The following is a 21,182-nucleotide window of genomic DNA, read 5'->3' as shown; positions in this document are numbered from 1 at the left end:
CTCTCGCGTACGTACGGGGTCGTTACAGCCAGCCCGCGAACTCCAGGGTCAGCTCGCCGTCCTGCCGACGCCCCGCCGTCAGCGAACGGGTGCCCGACTCCACGGCCCGGAAAAGCGTCCAGCCGTGCAGCCGTGCCTGGTCCAGTTCCAGCGACTCCGCGAGCTTCTTGATCCGCCGGCGTGCCGTCACCGCGCCGCCGGGCGAGGCGATCAGGTCCTCGACGCGGTCGCGTACGAGGCGCGCGAGGTCGTAGGCGCGCTCGCCCACCACCGGCTCGGGGCCCACCGCCAGCCACGGAGCACGCTCACCGGACAGCACCTTGCTCTGCCGGAAGTTGCCGTGCAGCAGCAGGAGTTCGGGGGAGTGGGCGACCAACTCCTCGCGGGCCGCCAGCGCAGCCGCGACGAGGCCCCCGAGCTCCGGTTCCGCCGCGGCGGCCGCCCGCATCGGCTCCGTCTGCCGGGCGGTACGCTCCGCGACGGTCTCGAAGGGGTGCCCGGCCGGCGGGTCGATCCACAGCCGCCGTACCGTGCCCGAGGCCTCCAGCAGAGCCTTCGCCTCAGGAAGGGAACGCAGGGACACCTCGTGGTGCAGCCGCTCCAGCAGCAGGCTGTCACCCGCAGCCGCGCCGCCTACGGGGGACAGGAGCTGCACCGCACCCCAGCCGTTCCAATGGGCGAGCGCGGCCCGTTCGAGCGAGGGCGCGGCACCGGGCGGCGCGATCTTCAGCACGGCGGGCGTGCCGTCCGGCCGGTGCACGAGGAGGGCGAGGCTGCTGCGGCCGCCCGGGGCCACGACCCGTTCGGGCGAGACATGGTGACCCGCTGCGGACAGCGCCTCCTCGGTGAGTGCGGGAAGCTGCGCGAGCCATTCGGCGGCGGCCGCGTCCCCGTACGTCTCGCCGAGCGCTCGCACCAGCCGCTGCGGCGGTTCGAAACCCATACGTGCCCAGTTCCCTTTCGAAGCTTTCTCAGTGCGTGACAGCCGCGGCGCCGGCCTCGGCGGTCTCGTCCGACGGGCGTGCGGCGGCCTTCTCGGCGAGCCCCGGAAAGGCTACGCCGGTGCCGCGCCAGCGCACCGACCGCACGGCGGCCTCCCTCAGGGCAGCTGCGGCTTCCTGTCGCAGGGGCCCGTGGGCGGCGCGTACGAGATCGGAGTAGACGCCCGCGATCCGGTCCTCCAGCAGGGCGGCGAGCCGCACCGCCGCCGCCGGATCCCGTACCGCGAACGGCAGAGCGTACGCGGCGTCGGCCGCCACCGGAGCACCGCCCAGGTCGTGGACCCTGCGTACCAGGGCGTCGCGCCGGGCCCGGTGGGCGTCGTGGGCCGCTGCGGCCTCGGTACGGCGGCGGCCCTCCAGCCGGCCGCCCAGCACCCCGTACCCGTACACGGCGGCGTGCTCGGCGGCGAGCGCGGCCTGCGCTGCCGGCAGGGTCATCCGCCCGGCATCGTCCTTCGTCTGCCCGGATTCCTCGGACTGCCCGGCCTCTTCGGTCATGACGAGGACTCCTTGGCCAGTTCGGTCAGAAGATACGCGTGGGCCGCGCCGGCTGCGGCGACCGAGGCCAGCAGCCTGGCCAGCTCCGGCCCGGCCGTCAGCAGGGTCCTGGTGTGGGCGTCGGCCACGCGCCGCTCCTCGGCCGCCAGCGCCTGCAGCGCGGCCTTCGCGCCGGTGGCGGGCACAGTCGGCGCCGGCCGGTCGGTGCCCTTCGGCGGGCCTCCCAGGGCCGATGAGTGCTCCTGGACCGCGGACCGCAGGGGGGCGAGCCCGGCCGCGGTCACCGGGTGGGCGGTCACGACCTCGTCGTACCGGGCGAGCAGCGCGGAACTGGTGCGGGCGGCAGCCGCCCGCAGCGCCGTCTGCGTCCGGGCGGCCGCTGCCCGGGCGTCGGCACTCGCGTCCCCCCGTTGTCCGCCGGAGTCCTCGTCGGACCCGCAGCCGGTCAGCACCGCACCCAGTGCGAGCGCTCCGGTAGCGGTGAGCGCACTCCTGCGCGTCGTCCCCGTGCGCCGCACTTGTCTCCTTCGGGCCTGGTTTGTGACCGATTCTGTCCTGAAGTGATCACCGCAGGCGAGCGTACCCGCGGACAGGCGGGAGGCGGACGGCAACACCCCTGCGGACCGGATACCCTTTGACCAGACACGCGACGATCCCCACAACAGCACACGCGGCCGAGGAGTCACCCGGATGAGCACCACCCAGAGCGATAGGCTGCGCGCACTGATCGATCCGCTCGTCAGCGCCGAGGAGCTGGACCTCGAGGAGATCGAGGTGTCCCGGGCAGGCCGCCGCCGGGTGTTGCGGGTCATCGTGGATTCCGAGGACGGCGTGGAGCTCGACACGTGCGCCGAACTGAGCCGCGCGATCTCCGGGGCGCTCGACGAGAGCGACGCGATGGGCGAGGGCGAGTACGTCCTCGAAGTGAGCTCTCCGGGTGCCGACCGCCCGTTGACCGAGCACCGCCACTACGTACGCGCCATCGGCAGGCTGGCGAAGCTGGGCCTGAACGACGGCGACGAGCTGGTGGCCCGCATCCTCGCAGTCGACGACGAGGGGCTCGATCTCGAAGTGCCGGGCGTCAAGGGCCGCAAGCCCACGTCGCGCCGCATCGCCTTCGACGAGATCGCCAAGGCGCGCGTGGAGATCGAATTCAACCGCAAGGACAAGAAGGAAGAGGAGGCGTAGCCGTGGACATCGATGTGAAGCTTTTGAAGGGCTTGGCGCAGGACAAGGAGATCCCCTTCGACGTGCTCGTCGGGGCGATCGAGGCGGCCCTCCTCATCGCGTACCACCGCACCGACGGCAGCCACCGCCGGGCGCGGGTCGAGCTGAACGAGCGCGGCCACGTGACGGTGTGGGCCAAGGAGGACCCGGCCGACCTCGAAGAGGGCCAGGAGCCCAAGGAGTTCGACGACACCCCGTCCGGCTTCGGCCGCATCGCGGCGACCACCGCCAAGCAGGTCATCCTGCAGCGCCTGCGCGACGCCGAGGACGACAAGACGTTCGGCGAGTACGCGGGCCACGAGGGCGATGTCGTCACCGGGCTGGTCCAGCAGGGCAAGGACCCGAAGAACGTCCTCGTCGACATCGGCAAGATGGAAGCGATCCTGCCGGTGCAGGAGCAGGTGCCCGGTGAGGAGTACAAGCACGGTCTGCGGCTGCGTACGTACGTCGTGCGGGTGGCCAAGGGCGTGCGCGGTCCTTCCGTGACCCTGTCGCGGACCCACCCCAACCTGGTGAAGAAGCTCTTCGCGCTCGAGGTCCCGGAGATCGCGGACGGTTCGGTGGTCATCGAGGCCATCGCCCGTGAGGCCGGTCACCGCAGCAAGATCGCCGTACGGTCCACCCGGGCCGGACTCAACCCCAAGGGTGCCTGCATCGGCCCGATGGGCAGCCGTGTGCGCAATGTCATGGCCGAGTTGCACGGCGAGAAGATCGACATCGTGGACTGGTCGGACGACCCGGCCGAGATGGTCGCCAACGCGCTGTCACCCGCTCGGGTGAGCCAGGTCGAGGTCGTGGACCTTGCCGCGCGCTCCGCCCGGGTGACCGTGCCCGACTACCAGCTGTCGCTGGCGATCGGCAAGGAGGGGCAGAACGCCCGCCTGGCGGCCCGCCTCACCGGCTGGCGCATCGACATCCGCCCGGACACCGAGACCGACGCCGAGCGGGACGTCGCCGACCGTGAGCGCGCCGAGCGTGCCCGGGAGCGGTCCCAGCGCGGCTGATCCGTTCCGCCCCGGGGTTCCGGGGCGGTCCCAGGGAATAGATCGAGGCGTCCCGTCGCTGAGATCACGACAACATCCGTTCGATTTTCGCCCCCAACGGGTGAGGTCGGTGCGGGGAGGTAGACTTAAACGTGTCTGGCCGGACGCACGCCCGCGCTTGCCCCGAACGAACCTGTGTGGGATGCCGGGAGCGAGCGGCCAAGAGCGAGCTGCTGCGCATCGTGGTGGACGAGGGTGAAGTTGTCCCTGATCCACGCGGTACGCTGCCCGGCCGGGGTGCGTACGTGCACCCGGTCTCTGTCTGTCTCGACCTGGCGGTCCGCCGCCGGGCATTCCCCCGGGCCTTCAAGGCCAAGGGGCCGTTCGATTCCGCGGCACTGCAGCGGTTCGTCGAGCGGGTGACACAGTAAGAAAAGTGAACGGCACGGGTCCCCGTGCGGTCAGGTACCTCGCGAGTTGGAAGTAGGTCGAGATTGCGATGAGCACTCGATGAGTACGCGATGAGTACGCCCATGAAGTAGCGACGGTCCGGCGGTAGCCCGGACCTAAAAGGAGCGAAGTGGCTAAGGTCCGGGTATACGAACTCGCCAAGGAGTTCGGGGTTGAGAGCAAGGTCGTCATGGCCAAGCTCCAAGAACTCGGTGAATTCGTCCGTTCGGCGTCCTCGACGATCGAGGCGCCGGTTGTACGCAAATTGACTGACGCACTGCAGGGTCCCGGCGGCAACGCCGGCAAGTCCGCTGCAAAGCCTGGCGCGCCCCGCAAGGCCGCCCCCGCGAAGCCCGCAGCGCCCTCCCCGGCCGCTGCGGCACGTCCTGCTGCCCCGAAGCCCGGCGCACCGGCTCCCAAGCCGGCCGCTGCCGAGACCCCGGCGAGCAGCACCCCCGCAGCACCTTCCGCGCCGTCTGCGGGCCCGCGTCCGGGTCCGAAGCCCGCGCCCAAGGCTGCCCCGGTCACCCCGGTGCCCGCCGCCGAGTTCTCGGCTCCGGCACCGGCCCAGCCGGCCGCACCCCAGCAGCCGCAGGCCCCGCGTCCCGCGGGTGCCACCCCCGGCCCCCGCCCCGCCCGTCCGGCTCCGGCCGGCGGTCAGCGTGACGGTGGCCGCGGTGGCGAGCGTGGCGGCGAGCGCGGCGGCGACCGTCCGGCACGTCCCGCAGGCCAGGGCGCACCCCGCCCCGGCGGCACGCGTCCGGCGGGTCCCCGTCCGGGCAACAACCCGTTCACCTCCGGTGGCTCCACCGGCATGGCGCGCCCCGGCGCGCCCCGTCCCGGTGGCGCCCCGCGTCCCGGCGGCGGTCAGGAGCGCCCCGGCGCTCCGCGTCCGCAGGGCGGCGCAGGTGGCCCCGGTGGCGCACCGCGCCCGCAGGGTCAGGGTGGTGCCCGTCCGTCTCCGGGCGGCATGCCCCGTCCGCAGTCCCCGCGTCCCGGCGGTGCCCCCGCCGGTAACCGTCCGAACCCCGGCATGATGCCGCAGCGTCCCGCTGCGGCCCCGCGTCCCGGCGGTGGCCCCGGCGGCGGCCGTGGTCCCGGTGCCGGTGGCGGTCGTCCCGGTGGCGGTGGCGGCGCAGGTCGTCCCGGTGGCGGCGGCTTCGCCGGCCGTCCGGCCGGTCCCGGTGGTGGCGGCGGCGGCTTCGCCGGTCGCCCCGGTGGTCCCGGTGGCGGTGGCGGCGCAGGCCGTCCCGGTGGTGGCGGCGGCTTCGGCGGTCGTCCCGGCTTCGGTGGACGTCCCGGCGGCCCGGGTGCCCGTGGTGGCACACAGGGTGCGTTCGGCCGTCCCGGTGGTCCCGCGCGTCGTGGCCGTAAGTCGAAGAGGCAGAGGCGCCAGGAGTACGAGGCCATGCAGGCCCCGTCGGTGGGCGGCGTCATGCTGCCCCGTGGCAACGGACAGGCTGTCCGGCTGTCGCGCGGTGCTTCTCTCACCGACTTCGCCGAGAAGATCAACGCCAACCCGGCGTCGCTCGTCGGCGTGATGATGAACCTCGGCGAGATGGTCACTGCCACGCAGTCCGTCTCCGACGAGACGCTGAAGATGCTCGCGGACGAGATGAACTTCGTCCTGGAGATCGTCAGCCCCGAGGAGGAGGACCGCGAGCTGCTCGAGTCCTTCGACATCGAGTTCGGCGAGGACGAGGGCGGCGAAGAGGCCCTGGTCTCCCGTCCGCCGGTCGTGACCGTCATGGGTCACGTCGACCACGGTAAGACCCGACTGCTGGACGCGATCCGCAAGACGAACGTCATTGCGGGCGAGGCCGGCGGCATCACGCAGCACATCGGTGCGTACCAGGTCGGCGCCGAGGTCAACGGCGAGGACCGCAGGATCACCTTCATCGACACCCCGGGTCACGAGGCGTTCACCGCCATGCGTGCACGTGGTGCGAAGTCCACCGACATCGCGATCCTCGTGGTGGCGGCGAACGACGGTGTGATGCCCCAGACGATCGAGGCGCTGAACCACGCCAAGGCGGCCGACGTGCCGATCGTGGTCGCGGTCAACAAGATCGACGTCGAGGGTGCGGACCCGACCAAGGTGCGCGGTCAGCTCACCGAGTTCGGTCTGGTGGCCGAGGAGTACGGCGGCGACACGATGTTCGTCGACATCTCCGCCAAGCAGGGCCTCAACATCGAGGCTCTTCTGGAGGCCGTCGTCCTCACCGCCGACGCCTCGCTCGACCTGCGGGCCAACCCGGAGCAGGACGCGCAGGGTATTGCGATCGAGTCCCACCTCGACCGCGGCCGCGGTGCCGTTGCGACCGTCCTGGTCCAGCGAGGCACGCTGCGGGTCGGCGACACGATGGTGGTCGGCGACGCGTACGGCCGAGTCCGCGCGATGCTCGACGACAAGGGCGAGAACGTCGAGGAAGCGGGTCCCTCGACCCCCGTCCTCGTGCTGGGTCTCACCAACGTCCCGGGTGCCGGCGACAACTTCCTGGTCGTCGACGAGGACCGTACGGCCCGTCAGATCGCCGAGAAGCGTGCCGCTCGTGAGCGCAACGCCAACTTCGCCCGCAAGGGTGTCCGGTTCTCCCTGGAGAACCTGGACGAGGCGCTCAAGGCCGGTCTGGTCCAGGAGCTCAACCTCATCATCAAGGGCGACGCGTCCGGTTCGGTGGAGGCCCTCGAGTCCTCGCTGCTCCAGCTCGACGTCGGTGAAGAGGTCGACATCCGGGTCCTGCACCGCGGTGTGGGTGCGGTCACCGAGTCGGACATCGACCTGGCGACCGGCTCCGACGCCATCGTGATCGGCTTCAACGTGCGCGCCGCAGGGCGTGCCGCGCAGATGGCCGACCGCGAAGGTGTGGACGTCCGGTACTACTCGGTCATCTACCAGGCGATCGAAGAGATCGAAGCGGCCCTCAAGGGCATGCTCAAGCCGGAGTACGAAGAGGTCGAGCTCGGTACGGCGGAGATCCGCGAGATCTTCCGCTCGTCCAAGCTGGGCAACATCGCCGGTGTGCTGGTCCGGTCCGGCGAGGTCAAGCGCAACACCAAGGCGCGCCTGCTGCGCGATGGCAAGGTCATCGCGGAGAGCCTCAACATCTCCGGTCTGCGCCGCTTCAAGGACGACGTCACCGAGATCCGCGAAGGCTTCGAGGGCGGTATCAACCTCGGAAACTTCAACGACATCAAGATCGACGACGTCATCGCGACGTACGAGATGCGCGAGAAGCCGCGAGGCTGATCCGCAAGGGATTCCCGGGGGGAGACCCCCGGGGCTCCCGCACGGTCGGGGCCGGTCGACGGGTCGTATTTCCGTCGATCGGCCCCGGCCGTTCCGTGTACGGTTCTTGTGTCCCTGCCAAGCGATGGCGGGGCGCGAACCCGAACCGGCGGGACATCCGGACACACATGTATGTGGGGACACTGTCCTTCGACCTTCTCCTCGGCGACGTACGGTCGCTGAAGGAGAAACGCTCCATCGTCCGTCCGATCGTTGCCGAGATCCACCGCAAGTTCGGGGTGAGTGTCGCGGAGACGGGCGGTCAGGACCTCCATCGCAGGGCCGAGATCGGCCTCGCCGTGGTCTCCGGGGACACCGGACACCTCACAGACGTACTGGACCGGTGCGAGCGCATGGTCGCGGGCCGGCCGGAAGTGGAGCTGCTGTCCGTACGACGGCGGCTGCACAACGACGAAGACGATTGAGCACGTTCAAGAAGGAGACGGACCAGTGGCCGACAACGCGCGGGCAAAGAAACTGGCGGACCTCATCCAGGTGGTGGTCGCCGAGAAACTGCAGCGCGGTATCAAGGACCCGCGTCTGGGCACGCACGTGACCATCACGGACACCCGGGTCACCGGCGACCTGCGGGAGGCCACGGTCTTCTACACGGTCTACGGCGACGACGAGGAGCGTGCGTCCGCGGCGGCCGGGCTGGAGAGCGCCAAGGGCATCCTGCGCTCGGCGGTCGGCGCGGCGGCGGGGACGAAGTTCACCCCGACCCTGGCCTTCGTCGCCGACGCCCTTCCGGACAACGCCAAGGCGATCGAGGACCTGCTCGACCGGGCACGGGCCTCGGACGCCAAGGTCCGTGAGGCATCCTCCGGCGCCACGTACGCCGGTGACGCGGACCCGTACCGCAAGCCGGAGGACGAGGACGACGAGTCCGGCGAGAACGGCGAGGGCTCACCTTCCGCATGACGCAGAACAAAACGCCGGACGGCCTCGTCATCGTCGACAAGCCGTCCGGCTTCACTTCGCACGACGTCGTGGCCAAGATGCGCGGCATCGCCCGTACTCGGCGCGTCGGCCATGCCGGCACCCTGGACCCGATGGCGACCGGCGTCCTCGTGCTCGGCGTCGAGAAGGCCACCAAGCTCCTCGGCCATCTCGCACTGACCGAGAAGGAGTACCTTGGTACGATCCGGCTCGGCCAGGACACGGTCACCGATGACGCGGAGGGCGAGATCACCTCGTCCACCGACGCCTCGGGCGTGACCCGTGAGGGCATCGACGCCGGTGTCGCCGCACTGAGTGGCGCGATCATGCAGGTGCCGTCCAAGGTCAGCGCCATCAAGATCGACGGCAAGCGCTCGTACGCCCGCGTGCGCGGCGGCGAGGAGTTCGAGATCCCGGCCCGCCCGGTGACCATCTCGTCCTTCCGCGTCTACGACGTGCGCGAGGCGGTGGCCGAGGACGGGACACCCGTCGTCGACCTGGTCGTCTCGGTCGTCTGCTCCTCGGGCACGTACATCCGGGCCCTGGCACGTGACCTCGGTGCCGGACTCGGCGTCGGCGGGCACCTGACGGCGCTGCGGCGCACCCGCGTCGGCCCGTACGGGATCGACGCGGCCAGGACGCTCGACCAGCACCAGGAGGAACTGGTCGTCATGCCGGTCGCCGAGGCGGCCGCTTCCGCGTTCCCCCGCTGGGACGTGGACGAGAAGCGGGCCAGGCTGCTGCTCAACGGCGTGCGGGTCGACATGCCCGCGTATCCGCCGGGCCCGGTCGGGGTCTTCGGGCCCGACGGGACGTTCCTGGTGCTCGTCGAGGAGCAGAAGGGCAAGGCCAAGAGCCTCGCCGTCTTCGCCTGACGGGGCGTGAGGACCGGTCGGTCCCATCGTGGAGCGGGCAGGCCCCCCGGTGCCCGCTCCACGATCCCCCTCCAGGGACCATCCCTGTCCAACCGAACCCGTGAATTCACCCCAATGGACGGGCGCTCGGAGTGACTGAGGGGTGTGAGGGGGGCGCTTTCACCCCCTGCGCTTCGCGTCCTGATCACCCGAGATCTACCGTCGGACCATGGGCAGCGGGGACCGGTCGAAACTGGTAAGAATCTGCGATCCGGCCGGCCGGCCGCGGGGGACCGGATTCGTCGCGGACGACCGCGGCACGGTCGTCACCGGACATCAGGCCGTCGCCTCCCGCGACCCCCTGGTGCTGCACGGGGCGGACGGCCGGACCTGCCCCGTGGGACCCGGCGACATCACCGCTCTGCCCGCCCTCGGCCTCGCGCTGCTGCACACCGGCGGACCCGAAGTCCTCGGTGTCGAACCGCTCCCCATCGCAGCGCGCGACCGCGTGGGGACGGGCACCTACGTGCGGATCGCCGCCCACGGCTGGCGGGAGGCACGCGTACTCGGCACGACCCCGGCGACGTACGACGAGGGCGGACGCAGCCACCGGCCGGTCGCCGCGATGGAGCTGGCCCTCGGCACGGACGGGCGCGACGCGCTGCGGTCGGGCGGCGCGGCCGTGGGCGGGCCCGTCACCGACCCGGACACCGGTGCCGTCCTGGGCGTGCTCTCCACCGCGCTGCGGGCGGAGCACGAGGCGGCGGGGCTCGCGGTGCTCCTCCCCGGCCCGGACCACGGCGGACCGCTGGAGGAACTGCTGCGGCGCAACGAGAGCGGTGTCCCCGGATACGGGTGCGACCTCAACCTGGCGGGGGCCCTGCAGCTGACCGCGACCTCGCTCGGCTCCGCGGGACGTCCGGACGGCACGGAGGCCGTCGAACGCCCGCACATCACCGACGAGTTCACCGCCTTCGAGTCCGGTACGGGACCGGTACTCGGGGTCGTGGGGGCACCCGGCACGGGACGGACCACGGAGCTGGCGGCCCTCACCGCCCGCCGTTCCCGCGGCCGGGTTCCCGCCCTGACCATCTGGCTGCGCGGCGCCGATCTGCTGGCCGAGGACACCTCGGTCGCCGACGCGATCACCCGGGCGCTGCGGCGTTCCGGACGGATCGTCTCGGCGGCCGGGGCACGGGGCGACATGACGACGGCCACTCCCGAGCGGGTGGCCCGCCTCGCCGGGGCGTCCGGCAATCCGCTGCTCGTCGTCGTGGACGGTCCCGAGGAGATGCCGCCGCTGCTGGCCCACCGGCTCGCCGAATGGACGCGAGGGACGGTGGACTGGCTGCGCGGCCACGGGGTGCGGATGGTCGTCGCCTGCCGCCCCGAGCACTGGGAGACCGCGGGTGCGCTGTACCCGCCGGACGTCCTGCACGGCCCGCAGCGGCCCGCCCGCCGACTGCCGCCCGCCGTGCGGCTGGGCGACCTGACCGCGGACCAGGCGGAGCGGGCCAGGGAGCGGTACGGCATCCCGCCGGACGCGATCGCACCGGGGCACGACCGGCACCCGCTGACCCTGCGGCTGCTCGCCGAGGTACGGGGCGCGCTGCCGCCCGACGTACCGGGCAGGCCAGGCACCGAAGAGGTCTTCGCGGCCTGGCTGGACCTCGCCTGCGTCAGGATCGCCGTCCGCATCGGGGCGGAGGCCGAACCACGGCTCCGGGGCACCGCGGTCCGCAGGCTTGCCGCGAAGGTGGCCGGACAGGTCCACGAAGCGGCCCGGCGCTGCCTCGGGCCGGGGCAGGGGGAGCTGGACCGGGCGACGTTCGAGGAGATCTTCCCGTGGCGCACGGGGTGGGCGCCGGCGGTCCTCACCGAGGGGCTGCTCGTACCGGCGGGCGCGGGCTACCGCTTCGCCCACGAGGAGCTGGGCGACTGGGTGCAGGGTGCCCACCTGGACCTGGACGCCGCCCTGCGCTCCCTGGTCCACCGCTGGCACAGCGGAGAGGCGCCCGCACCCTCCCGCGAGGACGCGCAGCGGTCCGATCCGGAGCCGTCCGGGGCCGCCGAACCCCGCAACCTCCCCGTACCCCGCCACCGCATCGGCCCGGTGATCCAGGCGATGCTCCTGCTGGGGCGCCGCCAGGGGAGCGCGGCGCTGGCGCACAGGATGGCCGATCTGATCGAGGCGACGGACCGTCTGACGACCGGTGCCGAGCCCGGCGGCGGCGCGTCCGCCCGGCATGCCGACGCCGTGTGGTGGGCGGCCCACCTGCTCGGGGAGAGCCTGCTCAAAGTGCCCGACGCCCGGCCGTACCTCGGGGTGCTGCGCGTACTCACGGGACGGATCACCCGGTGGGCCTCGGGAGCCGGTCCCTACGCCGAATTCGGGCCGTGGTTCTGGCGCAGGCTCCGACTGCCGGAGGCGGACCGGATCGACCTGCTCCGCCGCCTCCTGCCGGCCGACGGTGCCCCGCGCGCAGACGGGGACGAGCGGTATCTGGACGCCGTGGCCCGGCGGCTCACCGCGAACCCGCGGACGGTGCAGGCGCTGCTCTGCCGCTGGTTCACCGACGAGAGCCCGCTGCCCGCGGAGGAGGGCGTGCCGGTCCGGCTCACCGTGGCCGCGGCCGCGCAGGCCCTGCTGTACGCCCGCCGCGACCTCGCCGTCGACGACCTGACCGAAGCGCTGGTGGACACCTCCCACCCGCGCGCCGCCGAACTGCTCACCGCCCTCGCCGAGGACGAGCCGTCCGCCCTCTGCAGGGCCGTCGACCGCTGGGCGCGCGACGAGGAGCGGCCCGCGCGCCGGGGGGCCGCAGCCGTCCACGCCACGCTGACCGCGGCCCTGGCCACGTCGGACGCCGACCGGGCCCTGCTGCGCAGTGCCGCGCTCACCCTCCTCTCCCGCGCGGGAGACACGGCCCTGCACGCTCCGGCGCTCACCCTGCTCGTCAGGGATCCGCAGACCCGGATCCGCTATCTGCCGCAGGCCCTGCGGGTCTTCGCCGCAGGGGACCCCGGGCTGCCCGTGGCCCTGCTGGCCGAGGTGTTCCCCGAGCATCCGGAGCCGGTGCTCGCCGCGCTGCGTGCGCGCCTCGCGGTGCCCGGGGACGCGGCCGACGAGGTCCTGGGAGCGCTGGCCGGCCTGGACACACCCGCCCTCGCCCTGCACGCCCCCGGCCTCGTGCGGCAGTACATCGACAACCACCCGGGGCGCGGGGCACAGGCCGCCGCCTATGTGGAGCGCAGGCTGGAGCACAGCCCGGCCGCCCGCGCACTGCTGCTGCCCCTGGTGACCGGGCTGCTGCGGGACCGCCCCGCGCCCGCGCCGGTACGCGCCGCGCTCGCCCGGGTGCTCGCCGCTCCGGGCAGCCCCGGGTCCCGGCCCCTGCGGTCCGAGCTGCTGGAATTGCTGCTGGACTTCGAGCAGGACACCGGGAGGGACCCCGCGGTGCTCGAGGCCCTGCTGCGGGCCGCGGCAGCGGCTTCCGGCAGACGCCCCGAGGCCCGTACAAGGGCGCTGGTGCACCGCACCGGAATGCTCCTGGTGCGGACGCCCGAGGGGGCCGCCCGCTTCGACCGCGGACTGGTCGAGCTCGCCCGCGAGATGCCCGGATTCGCCGGGCTTGTCACCCGGTGGCTGGCCGACGCCCCCCAGGAGTGGGCCGCCGTCGTGGGGCCCAGCGCCCGGCGGACGGTGGAGGGCCTGGAGAGATCACAGCCCGGGATGCCGATGCCGATGCAGGCCGTGGGACGTGAGCATGGCAGTCTTAGACCTGCGTAATGGACATACACACGTACACAGGTTCGGGCGAGGAGCAGTCACAGTGCAGCGCTGGCGTGGCTTGGAGGACATCCCCGAGGACTGGGGACGCAGCGTCGTCACCATCGGTTCCTACGACGGGGTGCACCGCGGACACCAGCTGATCATCGGCCGGGCCGTGGAGCAGGCGCGCGCGCTCGGCATTCCGTCCGTCGTCGTCACCTTCGACCCGCACCCCAGCGAGGTCGTACGCCCCGGCAGCCACCCGCCGCTGCTCGCCCCGCACGACCGGCGTGCCGAGCTGATGGCGGAACTGGGGGTGGACGCGGTGCTGATCCTGCCGTTCACCACCGAATTCTCGAAGCTGGCGCCCGCCGACTTCATCGTGAAGGTGCTCGTCGACAAGCTGCACGCGCAGCTGGTCATCGAAGGCCCGAACTTCCGCTTCGGACACCGGGCGGCCGGCAACGTCGCGCTGCTCACCGAGCTCGGTGCCACGTACGACTACCGCGTCGAGGTCATCGACCTCTTCGTGAGCGGTGAGGCGGGCGGCGGCGAGCCGTTCTCCTCCACCCTGACCCGCCGGCTGGTCGCCGAGGGCGATGTGGCGGGGGCCGCCGAGATCCTCGGCCGCCCGCACCGCGTCGAGGGCATCGTCGTGCGCGGCGCGCAGCGAGGCCGCGAGCTCGGCTTCCCGACGGCGAACGTGGAGACCCTGCCGCACACCGCGATCCCCGCCGACGGCGTCTACGCGGGCTGGCTGACGGTGAACGGCGAGGCCATGCCCGCCGCGATCTCCGTCGGCACGAACCCGCAGTTCGACGGCACGGAGCGGACCGTCGAGGCGTACGCGATCGACAGGGTCGGCCTCGACCTGTACGGGCTGCACGTGGCGGTGGACTTCCTCGCGTACGTACGCGGCATGCTGAAGTTCGACTCCATCGACGACCTGCTCGTGGCGATGGCCGCCGACGTGAAGCGCTCCAGCGAGCTGATCGCCGCCTACGAGCGGGCCTGACACCCATCTCCTGCGGTGCGCGCGCCGTCCCACCGAGGCATCGTCGGGGTAGGACCCGTCGAGCCGGGAGGACGTCCGCACCGTGCGTGAACTGCTGTCGGAACTGCGTGACTGGCACGACTCCGGTGTGCCCTTCGCCCTGGCCACGGTCGTGGCGGTACGGGGCAGCGCGCCGCGCGCCGCCGGCGCCGTGATGGCGGTGACCGCCGACGGAAGAGTGGCGGGCAGCGTCTCCGGCGGGTGCGTCGAGAGCGATGTGTACGAGGTGGCCACCGAGACACTCGCCACCGGCGGCCCCCGACTGCGGACGTACGGCATCAGCGACGACGAGGCCTTCGGCGTCGGACTGACCTGCGGCGGCACGATCGACGTCCTGGTACAGCCCTATCTCACGGCGGACGACAGGGACCGGCTGCGCGAGCTCGTCGACAACGTCGCCGCCGGGGAACGGGTCGCGGTCGCGACCGTGGTGTCCGGAGCGGCGCCCACCGGCGCCCGCCGGGTGGTCCTGGCCGACCGTGTCTCGGGCTCGCTCGGCAGCGAAGGGCTCGACGTGGCCGTCACCGACGACGCGCGCGGCCTGCTCGCCCAGGGAGCCACGGGAACCCACCGGTACGGCGCGCACGGCGAGCGCCGCATGGAGGACGTGACCGTCTTCGTCCAGACGTACGCGCCCGCACCCCGCATGCTCGTCTTCGGGGCCATCGACCACGCGGCCGCCACGGCGAGGATCGGTTCCTTCCTCGGCTACCGGGTGACGGTGTGCGACGCCCGCCCGGCCTTCGCCACCCGGGAACGCTTCCCCACGGCCGACGAGGTCGTCTGTGCCTGGCCGCACACCTATCTGGAGTCGACCGAGGTGGATGCGCGCACGGTCGTCTGCGTGCTGACGCACGACCCGAAGTTCGACGTGCCCCTGCTGGCCGCGGCGCTGCGCACGCCTGCCGCGTACATCGGCGTGATGGGCAGCAGGCGCACCCACCAGGACCGGATCGCCCGGCTGCGCGAGGCCGGGGTGGACGAGGCGGGACTGGCCCGCCTCGCCTCACCCGTGGGCCTGGACCTCGGAGCCCGTACGCCGGAGGAGACGGCCGTCTCCATCGCCGCCGAGATCATCCAGCACCGCTGGGGCGGAACGGGGCGCCCGCTGGGCGAGCTGACCGGGACGATCCACCACCGGCCCTGACCCCCTCCCGCTGATGCCGTCACACACCGGCCGGGCTCGCCGCGGTCGCCGCCGCCCAGTGGCACGCCACCTGCGTCCGGCCGCCGCCCTCCAGCACCGGCAGATCCTTCGTGCGGCACGCGTCCGCGACCCCCGCCCGCTCCGCCTCACCCGAGGCGAGGACCTGGCAGCGGGCGTGGAACCGGCAGCCCGAGGGCACCTTCGACGGGTCCGGCGGCTCCCCGGTCAGAATCACCGGATCGCCGTCCGCCTCCGGCAGCACCGACAGCAGCGCCCGGGTGTACGGGTGCCGGGGTGCCGTGAGGATCTGCTCCACGTCGCCCGTCTCGACGATGCGGCCCAGATACATCACCGCCACCCGGTCGGCGATGTTCCACGCCAGACCCAGATCGTGCGTGACGACCAGCGCCGACAGGCCCAGCTCGTCGCGCAGCCGCAGCAGCAGCGCCAGGATCTCGCCGCGCACGGACGCGTCCAGCGAGGCCACGGGCTCGTCCGCGACGATGAGCTCCGGCTCCAGCACCAGCGCGCCCGCGATCACTACGCGCTGGCGCTGGCCGCCGGACAGCTCGTGCGGGTACCGCAGGAAGAACCGCTCGGGGGGCCGCAGCCCCGCCCGTGCCAGTGCCCCTGCCACGGCCGCCTGTTCGTCACCCGCGTACCCGTGGATGCGCAGGCCCTCCGCCACGGCGTCGTACACCGTGTGGCGCGGATTGAGGGAGCCGCTGGGATCCTGCAGCACCAGCTGCACACGCTTGCGGTACGCCTTGAGGGCGCGGCCCGCGTAGTCCAGCGGCTTGCCGCCGAACGTGACCCGGCCGGAGGTGGGCGGCACGAGGCCGAGCAGTGAGCGGGCCAGCGTCGTCTTGCCGCAGCCCGACTCGCCGACCAGGGCGACGATCTCGCCGGGCCGGATGTCGAGGTCGACCCCGTCGACGGCGCGTGCCGTCGCCGCCCCGCGCCGGCCCGGGAAGGTGACCTTCAGAGCCTCCGCACTGAGCAGCGGAGCCGGGGGAGTGGTGGTCATGACGTGCTCCTTGCCTTGTCGGCGCCGTCCTGCGGACCGGGCGCCGTGACGACACCCGGCTCCACCAGCACACAGGCCGCACGCCGGTCCTGCCCCGCGTCCCGCAGCTCCTGGTCCTCGGTGGCGCAGGAGTCCAGCGCCACCGGGCAGCGCGGGTGGAACGTGCACCCGGACGGCAGCGCCGAAGGGTCCGGCGGGTCGCCCGGCAGACCGCGCGGCGCGTGCCGGGAGGAGAGGTCGCCGATCCGCGGGAAGGCGGCCGACAGCGCGTTGCCGTAGGGGTGCCTGGCGTTCTCGTACACCTGCTTGGCGGGACCCTCCTCGACGATCCGGCCCGCGTACATCACCGACAGGCGGTCGCAGGTGTCGGAGAGCACCGCCAGATCATGGCTGATCATGATGAGCCCGAGGTCCTGGTCGGCCACGAGCTGCTCGATCAGCCGCAGGATCTGCGCCTGGATCATCACGTCGAGCGCGGTGGTCGGCTCGTCGGCGATGATCAGCCGCGGGTCGCAGGCCAGCGCCATGGCGATCATGACGCGCTGGCGCTGCCCGCCGGACAGCTCGTGGGGGTAGGCGTCCGCCCGTGCGGCGGGAAGCCCCACCTGCTCCAGCAGTTCGCCGGCCCGCTTGTGCGCGGCGGCCGGGGTGGCCTTCTTGTGCAGCAGGATCGGCTCGGCGATCTGGTCCCCGATCCGGTGCACGGCGTTCAGCGAGTGCATCGCGCCCTGGAAGACGATCGACGCCCCCGCCCAGCGCACGGCGCGCAGCCGGCCCCACTTCATGGTGAGGATGTCCTCGCCGTCCAGCAGGATCTCACCGCTCAGGGTCGCGGACGCCGGCAGCAGCCGCAGCAGCGCGAGCGCCAGCGTCGACTTCCCGCAGCCGGACTCCCCGGCGATGCCGAGCTTCTGGCCCGCCTCGACCCGCAGGTCGACGCCGCGTACGGCGGGGACGGCCGAGTCCCCCGTGCCGTAGGTGATGTGCAGGTTCCTGACGTCGAGCAACGGCTGCCGGGTCTCCGGCTCCGTAACGGTCTCTGTCTTCACAGCGGTCAACGGGTCACCCCCAGCTTGGGGTTGAGCACGGACTCGATCGTGCGGCCGCACAGCGTGAACGCGAGGGCGACGACGGCGATGGCGAGTCCGGGCGGAGCGAGGTACCACCAGTTGCCGGAGCTGACCGCTCCGGCCTCACGGGCGTCCTGGAGCAGCCCGCCCCAGGAGACGATCGTCGGATCGCCGAGCCCGAGGAAGGCGAGGGTGGCCTCGGTGAGGATGGCCATGGAGATCACCAGCGTGGTCTGCGCGAGCACCAGGGGCATCACATTGGGCAGCACATGCCGGGACATGATGTGGCCGTGGCCCCCGCCGAGCGCCTTGGAGCGCTCGATGTACGGACGTGACTCCACGGACAGCGTCTGCGCACGGACCAGCCGCGCCGTCGTCGGCCAGGTCGTCACGCCGATGGCGAGGATCGTCGTCCAGACGGACCGCGAGAGCACCGTGGCCAGCGCGATGGCCAGCACCAGGGTCGGCATCACCAGGAACCAGTCGGTGATCCGCATGACGACGTTCCCGTACCAGCCCTTGAAGTGACCGGCCGTGATGCCCACCACGGTCCCGATGGCCACCGTGAGGAACGCGGCGAGCAGGCCGACGGTCAGCGAGACCCGCGTCCCCCACACGAGCAGGGCCAGCAGGCTGCGGCCGAACTGGTCGGTTCCGAGCGGGAATTCGGCGCTCGGCGACTCCAGTGGACCGCCCGGCGCCTGGGTGACGCTCTGCGAGTCCGCTCCCACCAGCAGGGGGGCGAACAACGCGATCAGGGCGATCAGCGCGAGCACGGCAAGGCCGGCGAGGCCGGCCCGGTGGCTGCGGTACCCACGCCAGAAGCGGGCGGCGGCATGACGCCTTCGGGCCCAGGTGAGGGAACGCGGGCCGGTGGTCTTCACCGCGTCGGTCGTGGTCGTCATCGGCCCACCCGGGGATCGAGGAGCGGATAGATCACATCGGCGAGCGTGTTCATCAGGATCACCGCGGCGGCGAAGACGAAGAACAGCGCCTGCACCAGTGGCAGGTCGGGCACGCTCAGGGCCTGGTAGAAGAGCCCGCCCAGGCCGGGCCAGGAGAACACCGTCTCCACCAGGATCGCTCCCGCGACGGTGTGGCCCAGGTTGACGAAGAGCAGTGTCACCGTCGGCAGCATCGCGTTCGGTACGGCATGACGGCGGCGTACGAGATCGTCGCGCAGCCCCTTCGCCCGTGCCGTCGTCAGGTAGTCGCTGCCCATCTCGTCGAGCAGCGAGGAGCGCATCACCAGCAGGGTGCGCGCGTACTCGACGGCGACGAGGGTGACGACCGGCAGGACCAGGTGGTGGGCGACGTCGAGGACATAGCCGAAGCCGCTGGAGTTGCCCGATTCCATACCGCCCGTCGGGAAGAGACCCGGGATCGGGCCGATGCCCACCGACAGGGTGACGATCAGGAGCAGGCCGAGCCAGAACGACGGCACCGAGTACAGGGTCAGGGCGAAGGCCGTGTGGAAGCGGTCCCCGGCGGAGCCGTTGCGCCAGGCGGACCTGGCACCCAGCCAGATGCCGATCGCCGTGTAGATGACGAAGGCGGTACCGGTGAGCAGCAGCGTCGCGGGCAGCGCCTCGGCGATCTTGTCCATGACGGGTGCGCGGAACTGGTAGGACGTGCCGAAGTCCCCGGTCAGGGCCTTGCCGCAGTACTGGGTGAACTGCTGCCAGAGCGGCAGGTCCAGCCCGAATTCCCGGCGCATCGCGGCGATCTGCTCGGTGGAGACCTGCCGGCCACCCGTCATCTGCTTGACCGGGTCGCCGGGGATCATCCGGAAGAGAAAGAAGCTGGTGACGAGCACGGCGAACAGCGAAACGGCCGCACCGGCCAGCTTGCCCGCCGCATAACGGAGATAGGCGGTCGTGCTGCGGGCACGCGGACTGCGGGCCGACGGCCCGGCCGGAGCCGGGCCGTCGGTCTGCACAGCGTCCACGCCCGCCGCGCTCTTCAGGAGCGCGGGAGTGCTTTCTGTGCTCATGGACTATTCACGGTCTTCCGCGGTGGAACGACGACGCATGGCGAACAGCAGCCCGCCACCGGCGAGGACGACTACAGCGATTCCGGCACCGATGAGGACTCCGGTGGAGCTGCCGCTGTCGCCGGACGAACCGCCCGACGCACCGGCGGCCGGGACCGCCGACCACCAGCTCCAGTAACCGTCCTGGCCGAAGATGTTCCCCGCGTCGGAGGGCATCGTCGTGATGGACTTGATCTGGTCGGTGCGGTAGGCCTCGACAGCATTCGGGTACGCCATGACGTTCATGTACCCCGTGTCGTACAGCCGCGACTCCATCTGCTTGACGAGGTCAGCCCGTTTGGCGGGGTCGTACTCCGCGAGCTGCTTCGCGTAGAGCGCGTCGTACTGCTTGTCGCAGATGAAGTTGTCGGTCGCCGCCGACTCCTTCGCCTTGGACGGGAGCGCGGCGCAGGTGTGGATCGACATCACGAAGTCGGGGTCCGGGTTGACGGACCAGCCGTCGAAGGCGAGGTCGTACTCGCCCGCGTACCAGGGGTCGGAGACGTTGTCCCGGCAGTCGACCTTCAGGCCGACCCCGAGGTCGCCCCACCACTCCTGGAGGTACTTGCCGATCGCCTTGTCGTTCGGGTCCGTGGCGTGGCACAGGATGCGGAAGTCGAGCGGCTTGCCGTCCTTGCCGGCCCGCTTGCCCGCGCTGTTCTTCTTGTAGCCCGCCTGGTCGAGGAGGGCACCGGCCTTCGCCGGGTCGTAGGCGAGCTTCTGTTCGGCCGACGGCTTCCAGAAGTACGAGCCGTAGCGGGGCGGGATGTAGCCCTCACCCTCTATGGCGTGGCCCTGGAAGACCTTGTCGATGATGGTCGTGCGGTCGACGGCCATGAAGAGGGCCTGACGGACCTTCTGGTCCAGCAGGGCCGGATGCCCGTCGCCGAACTTCTTGCCGTCCTTGGTCTGCGCGCCGGGGTTGGTGGCCAGCGCGTAGAAGCGCCGGCCGGGGGCGTCGTTCACCTTGATGTTCTCGGCGGTCTTCAGCGACGCGGCCTGCGCGGGCGTCAGACTCGGGCTGCCGGCGACGAAGGAAACTTCACCCTTTCGGAGGGCGGCGACGGCTGCGTCCTGGTCCTTGTAGTACCGGAAGACGAGCTCGTCGAACTTGGGCGCGCCGCGCCAGAAGTCCTTGTTGGCCTTCAGCTTCACATAGCTGTCGACCTTGTAGTCCGTCAGGATGAACGGCCCGTTGCCGACGATCGGGAACTTCGTGTCGTTGTTGAACTTCGAGAAGTCGCCGACCTTCTCCCAGACGTGCTGGGGAACGATGGGCACATCCAGCGCCGTCATCGTGGCCTGAGGCTGCTTCAGCTCTATGACCAGCTTGTCCGGACTCGGTGCGGTCACCGTCTTGAAGTTGCCGACGAAGCTGCCGTTCGAGGTGGCGGCGGCCTCGTCGGTCATCATCTTGTTGAAGGTCCAAGCCGCGTCCTCAGCGGTCGCCTTCTTGCCGTCCGACCACTTCGAGTCGTCCCGGATGGTGTACGTCCACGTCAGCTTGTCCGCCGAGGCCTCCCACTTGGTGGCGAGCGCGGGGATCGTGTGGCTGTCCTTGGCGTCGTAGTTGGTGAGGTAGTCGTACATCAGCCGGTGGATGCTCGTGGAGAGCAACCGCTGGGCAAGGAACGGGCTCAGGGAGTCGACGCTCTGTGCGACCGCGACCGTGAGGGTCGACGTGCCGTCGGCGGCCTGTGCCTCCTGCGGGGCGGGGCCGAGGGGGTTACCGGGAACGACCGATCCGGCGGCCAGCGCGAAGGCGGCGGCCCCGGAGGCGAGAAGGATACGCATGCGGCCGCGTGGGCGGGAGGAGCGTGGTGGGAATCTTGTGACCAT

At 71.8% G+C, this 21,182-nt stretch carries 18 protein-coding genes; 10 read left to right on the top strand and 8 right to left on the bottom strand.

From position 1 onward, the window contains the following. Positions 1 to 22: 22 nt before the first annotated feature. Genes OG844_RS19005 through OG844_RS18995 form a run of 3 tightly spaced genes read right to left on the bottom strand, consistent with a single transcriptional unit; the run spans position 23 to position 2,017 of the window. Positions 23 to 943, bottom strand: a complete 921-nt coding sequence (locus OG844_RS19005) for an aminoglycoside phosphotransferase family protein (RefSeq protein ID WP_406391755.1) — start codon at positions 941 to 943, stop codon at positions 23 to 25. A 28-nt stretch (positions 944 to 971) separates the two neighbouring features. Continuing rightward, a complete protein-coding gene (locus OG844_RS19000; protein WP_406391754.1) occupies positions 972 to 1,499 on the bottom strand; it encodes a DUF4439 domain-containing protein in 528 nt (175 codons plus the stop codon). Further along, the gene (locus OG844_RS18995; RefSeq protein WP_406391752.1) at positions 1,496 to 2,017 is read right to left on the bottom strand and encodes a hypothetical protein; all 522 of its coding nucleotides are present in this window, start codon (positions 2,015 to 2,017) and stop codon (positions 1,496 to 1,498) included. Before OG844_RS18995 ends, OG844_RS19000 begins: the two co-directional genes overlap by 4 nt. Before the next feature lie 172 nt (positions 2,018 to 2,189). Between OG844_RS18995 and rimP the strand changes: the two genes are divergently transcribed. From rimP to OG844_RS18945, 10 genes are all read left to right on the top strand, one after another. Continuing rightward, a complete protein-coding gene (rimP, locus tag OG844_RS18990; protein ID WP_406391750.1) occupies positions 2,190 to 2,687 on the top strand; it encodes a ribosome maturation factor RimP in 498 nt (165 codons plus the stop codon). Between the two features lie 2 nt (positions 2,688 to 2,689). Further along, positions 2,690 to 3,730 carry a transcription termination factor NusA gene (gene nusA, locus OG844_RS18985; protein ID WP_406391748.1) on the top strand — a complete coding sequence of 347 codons (1,041 nt, stop codon included), beginning with the start codon at positions 2,690 to 2,692 and terminating at the stop codon, positions 3,728 to 3,730. 131 nt (positions 3,731 to 3,861) lie between these two features. Further along, complete coding sequence (locus OG844_RS18980) at positions 3,862 to 4,140, top strand: YlxR family protein (protein WP_406391747.1); 279 nt, start codon at positions 3,862 to 3,864, stop codon at positions 4,138 to 4,140. A 149-nt stretch (positions 4,141 to 4,289) separates the two neighbouring features. Further along, complete coding sequence (gene infB / locus OG844_RS18975; RefSeq protein ID WP_406391746.1) at positions 4,290 to 7,409, top strand: translation initiation factor IF-2; 3,120 nt, start codon at positions 4,290 to 4,292, stop codon at positions 7,407 to 7,409. A 167-nt stretch (positions 7,410 to 7,576) separates the two neighbouring features. Next, positions 7,577 to 7,873 carry a DUF503 domain-containing protein gene (locus OG844_RS18970; RefSeq protein ID WP_329206844.1) on the top strand — a complete coding sequence of 99 codons (297 nt, stop codon included), beginning with the start codon at positions 7,577 to 7,579 and terminating at the stop codon, positions 7,871 to 7,873. Between the two features lie 25 nt (positions 7,874 to 7,898). After that, positions 7,899 to 8,369 (top strand): 30S ribosome-binding factor RbfA, encoded by a 471-nt coding sequence (rbfA, locus tag OG844_RS18965; protein ID WP_329206843.1) that lies wholly within the window; start codon positions 7,899 to 7,901, stop codon positions 8,367 to 8,369. Further along, complete coding sequence (gene truB, locus OG844_RS18960; RefSeq protein ID WP_329206841.1) at positions 8,366 to 9,262, top strand: tRNA pseudouridine(55) synthase TruB; 897 nt, start codon at positions 8,366 to 8,368, stop codon at positions 9,260 to 9,262. Before rbfA ends, truB begins: the two co-directional genes overlap by 4 nt. A gap of 208 nt (positions 9,263 to 9,470) precedes the next feature. After that, positions 9,471 to 13,031, top strand: coding sequence for a serine protease (locus OG844_RS18955; RefSeq protein WP_406391745.1), 3,561 nt, complete (start codon positions 9,471 to 9,473; stop codon positions 13,029 to 13,031). 43 nt (positions 13,032 to 13,074) lie between these two features. Next, positions 13,075 to 14,028, top strand: a complete 954-nt coding sequence (locus OG844_RS18950; protein WP_406391744.1) for a bifunctional riboflavin kinase/FAD synthetase — start codon at positions 13,075 to 13,077, stop codon at positions 14,026 to 14,028. Positions 14,029 to 14,110: 82 nt separating this feature from the next. Continuing rightward, positions 14,111 to 15,214 carry an XdhC family protein gene (locus OG844_RS18945; protein ID WP_406391743.1) on the top strand — a complete coding sequence of 368 codons (1,104 nt, stop codon included), beginning with the start codon at positions 14,111 to 14,113 and terminating at the stop codon, positions 15,212 to 15,214. A 19-nt stretch (positions 15,215 to 15,233) separates the two neighbouring features. Here OG844_RS18945 and OG844_RS18940 read toward each other — a convergent pair whose 3' ends face one another. From OG844_RS18940 to OG844_RS18920, 5 genes are read right to left on the bottom strand one after another with little or no spacing between them, the layout of a single operon-like run. Further along, positions 15,234 to 16,241, bottom strand: coding sequence for an oligopeptide/dipeptide ABC transporter ATP-binding protein (locus OG844_RS18940; protein ID WP_406391742.1), 1,008 nt, complete (start codon positions 16,239 to 16,241; stop codon positions 15,234 to 15,236). Continuing rightward, entirely contained in the window at positions 16,238 to 17,299 is a 1,062-nt protein-coding gene (locus tag OG844_RS18935) for an ABC transporter ATP-binding protein (RefSeq protein ID WP_406391740.1), read from the bottom strand. The genes OG844_RS18940 and OG844_RS18935 overlap by 4 nt, the downstream gene beginning before the upstream one ends. Then, a complete protein-coding gene (locus OG844_RS18930) occupies positions 17,296 to 18,216 on the bottom strand; it encodes an ABC transporter permease (RefSeq protein ID WP_406391738.1) in 921 nt (306 codons plus the stop codon). The genes OG844_RS18935 and OG844_RS18930 overlap by 4 nt, the downstream gene beginning before the upstream one ends. Next, entirely contained in the window at positions 18,213 to 19,304 is a 1,092-nt protein-coding gene (locus tag OG844_RS18925; protein ID WP_406391736.1) for an ABC transporter permease, read from the bottom strand. The genes OG844_RS18930 and OG844_RS18925 overlap by 4 nt, the downstream gene beginning before the upstream one ends. A 3-nt stretch (positions 19,305 to 19,307) precedes the next feature. After that, positions 19,308 to 21,182: an ABC transporter substrate-binding protein gene (locus tag OG844_RS18920; RefSeq protein WP_406391735.1), complete on the bottom strand. Its 1,875-nt coding sequence runs from the start codon at positions 21,180 to 21,182 to the stop codon at positions 19,308 to 19,310.

Source organism: Streptomyces sp. NBC_00887, from assembly GCF_045207585.1.
The sequence above is the reverse complement of the archived record's forward strand: the minus strand, read 5'-3'. Positions and strand labels throughout refer to the sequence as shown.

Excerpts from the sequence above, each read along its gene's own strand:
- OG844_RS18955 (WP_406391745.1), top strand. The coding sequence starts at position 9,471 with ATGGGCAGCGGGGACCGGTCGAAACTGGTAAGAATCTGCGATCCGGCC.
- rimP (WP_406391750.1), top strand. The coding sequence starts at position 2,190 with ATGAGCACCACCCAGAGCGATAGGCTGCGCGCACTGATCGATCCGCTC.
- OG844_RS19005 (WP_406391755.1), bottom strand. The coding sequence starts at position 943 with ATGGGTTTCGAACCGCCGCAGCGGCTGGTGCGAGCGCTCGGCGAGACG.
- OG844_RS18920 (WP_406391735.1), bottom strand. The coding sequence starts at position 21,182 with ATGGTCACAAGATTCCCACCACGCTCCTCCCGCCCACGCGGCCGCATG.
- OG844_RS18925 (WP_406391736.1), bottom strand. The coding sequence starts at position 19,304 with ATGAGCACAGAAAGCACTCCCGCGCTCCTGAAGAGCGCGGCGGGCGTG.
- OG844_RS18930 (WP_406391738.1), bottom strand. The coding sequence starts at position 18,216 with ATGACGACCACGACCGACGCGGTGAAGACCACCGGCCCGCGTTCCCTC.
- truB (WP_329206841.1), top strand. The coding sequence starts at position 8,366 with ATGACGCAGAACAAAACGCCGGACGGCCTCGTCATCGTCGACAAGCCG.
- OG844_RS19000 (WP_406391754.1), bottom strand. The coding sequence starts at position 1,499 with ATGACCGAAGAGGCCGGGCAGTCCGAGGAATCCGGGCAGACGAAGGAC.
- OG844_RS18970 (WP_329206844.1), top strand. The coding sequence starts at position 7,577 with ATGTATGTGGGGACACTGTCCTTCGACCTTCTCCTCGGCGACGTACGG.
- OG844_RS18940 (WP_406391742.1), bottom strand. The coding sequence starts at position 16,241 with ATGACCACCACTCCCCCGGCTCCGCTGCTCAGTGCGGAGGCTCTGAAG.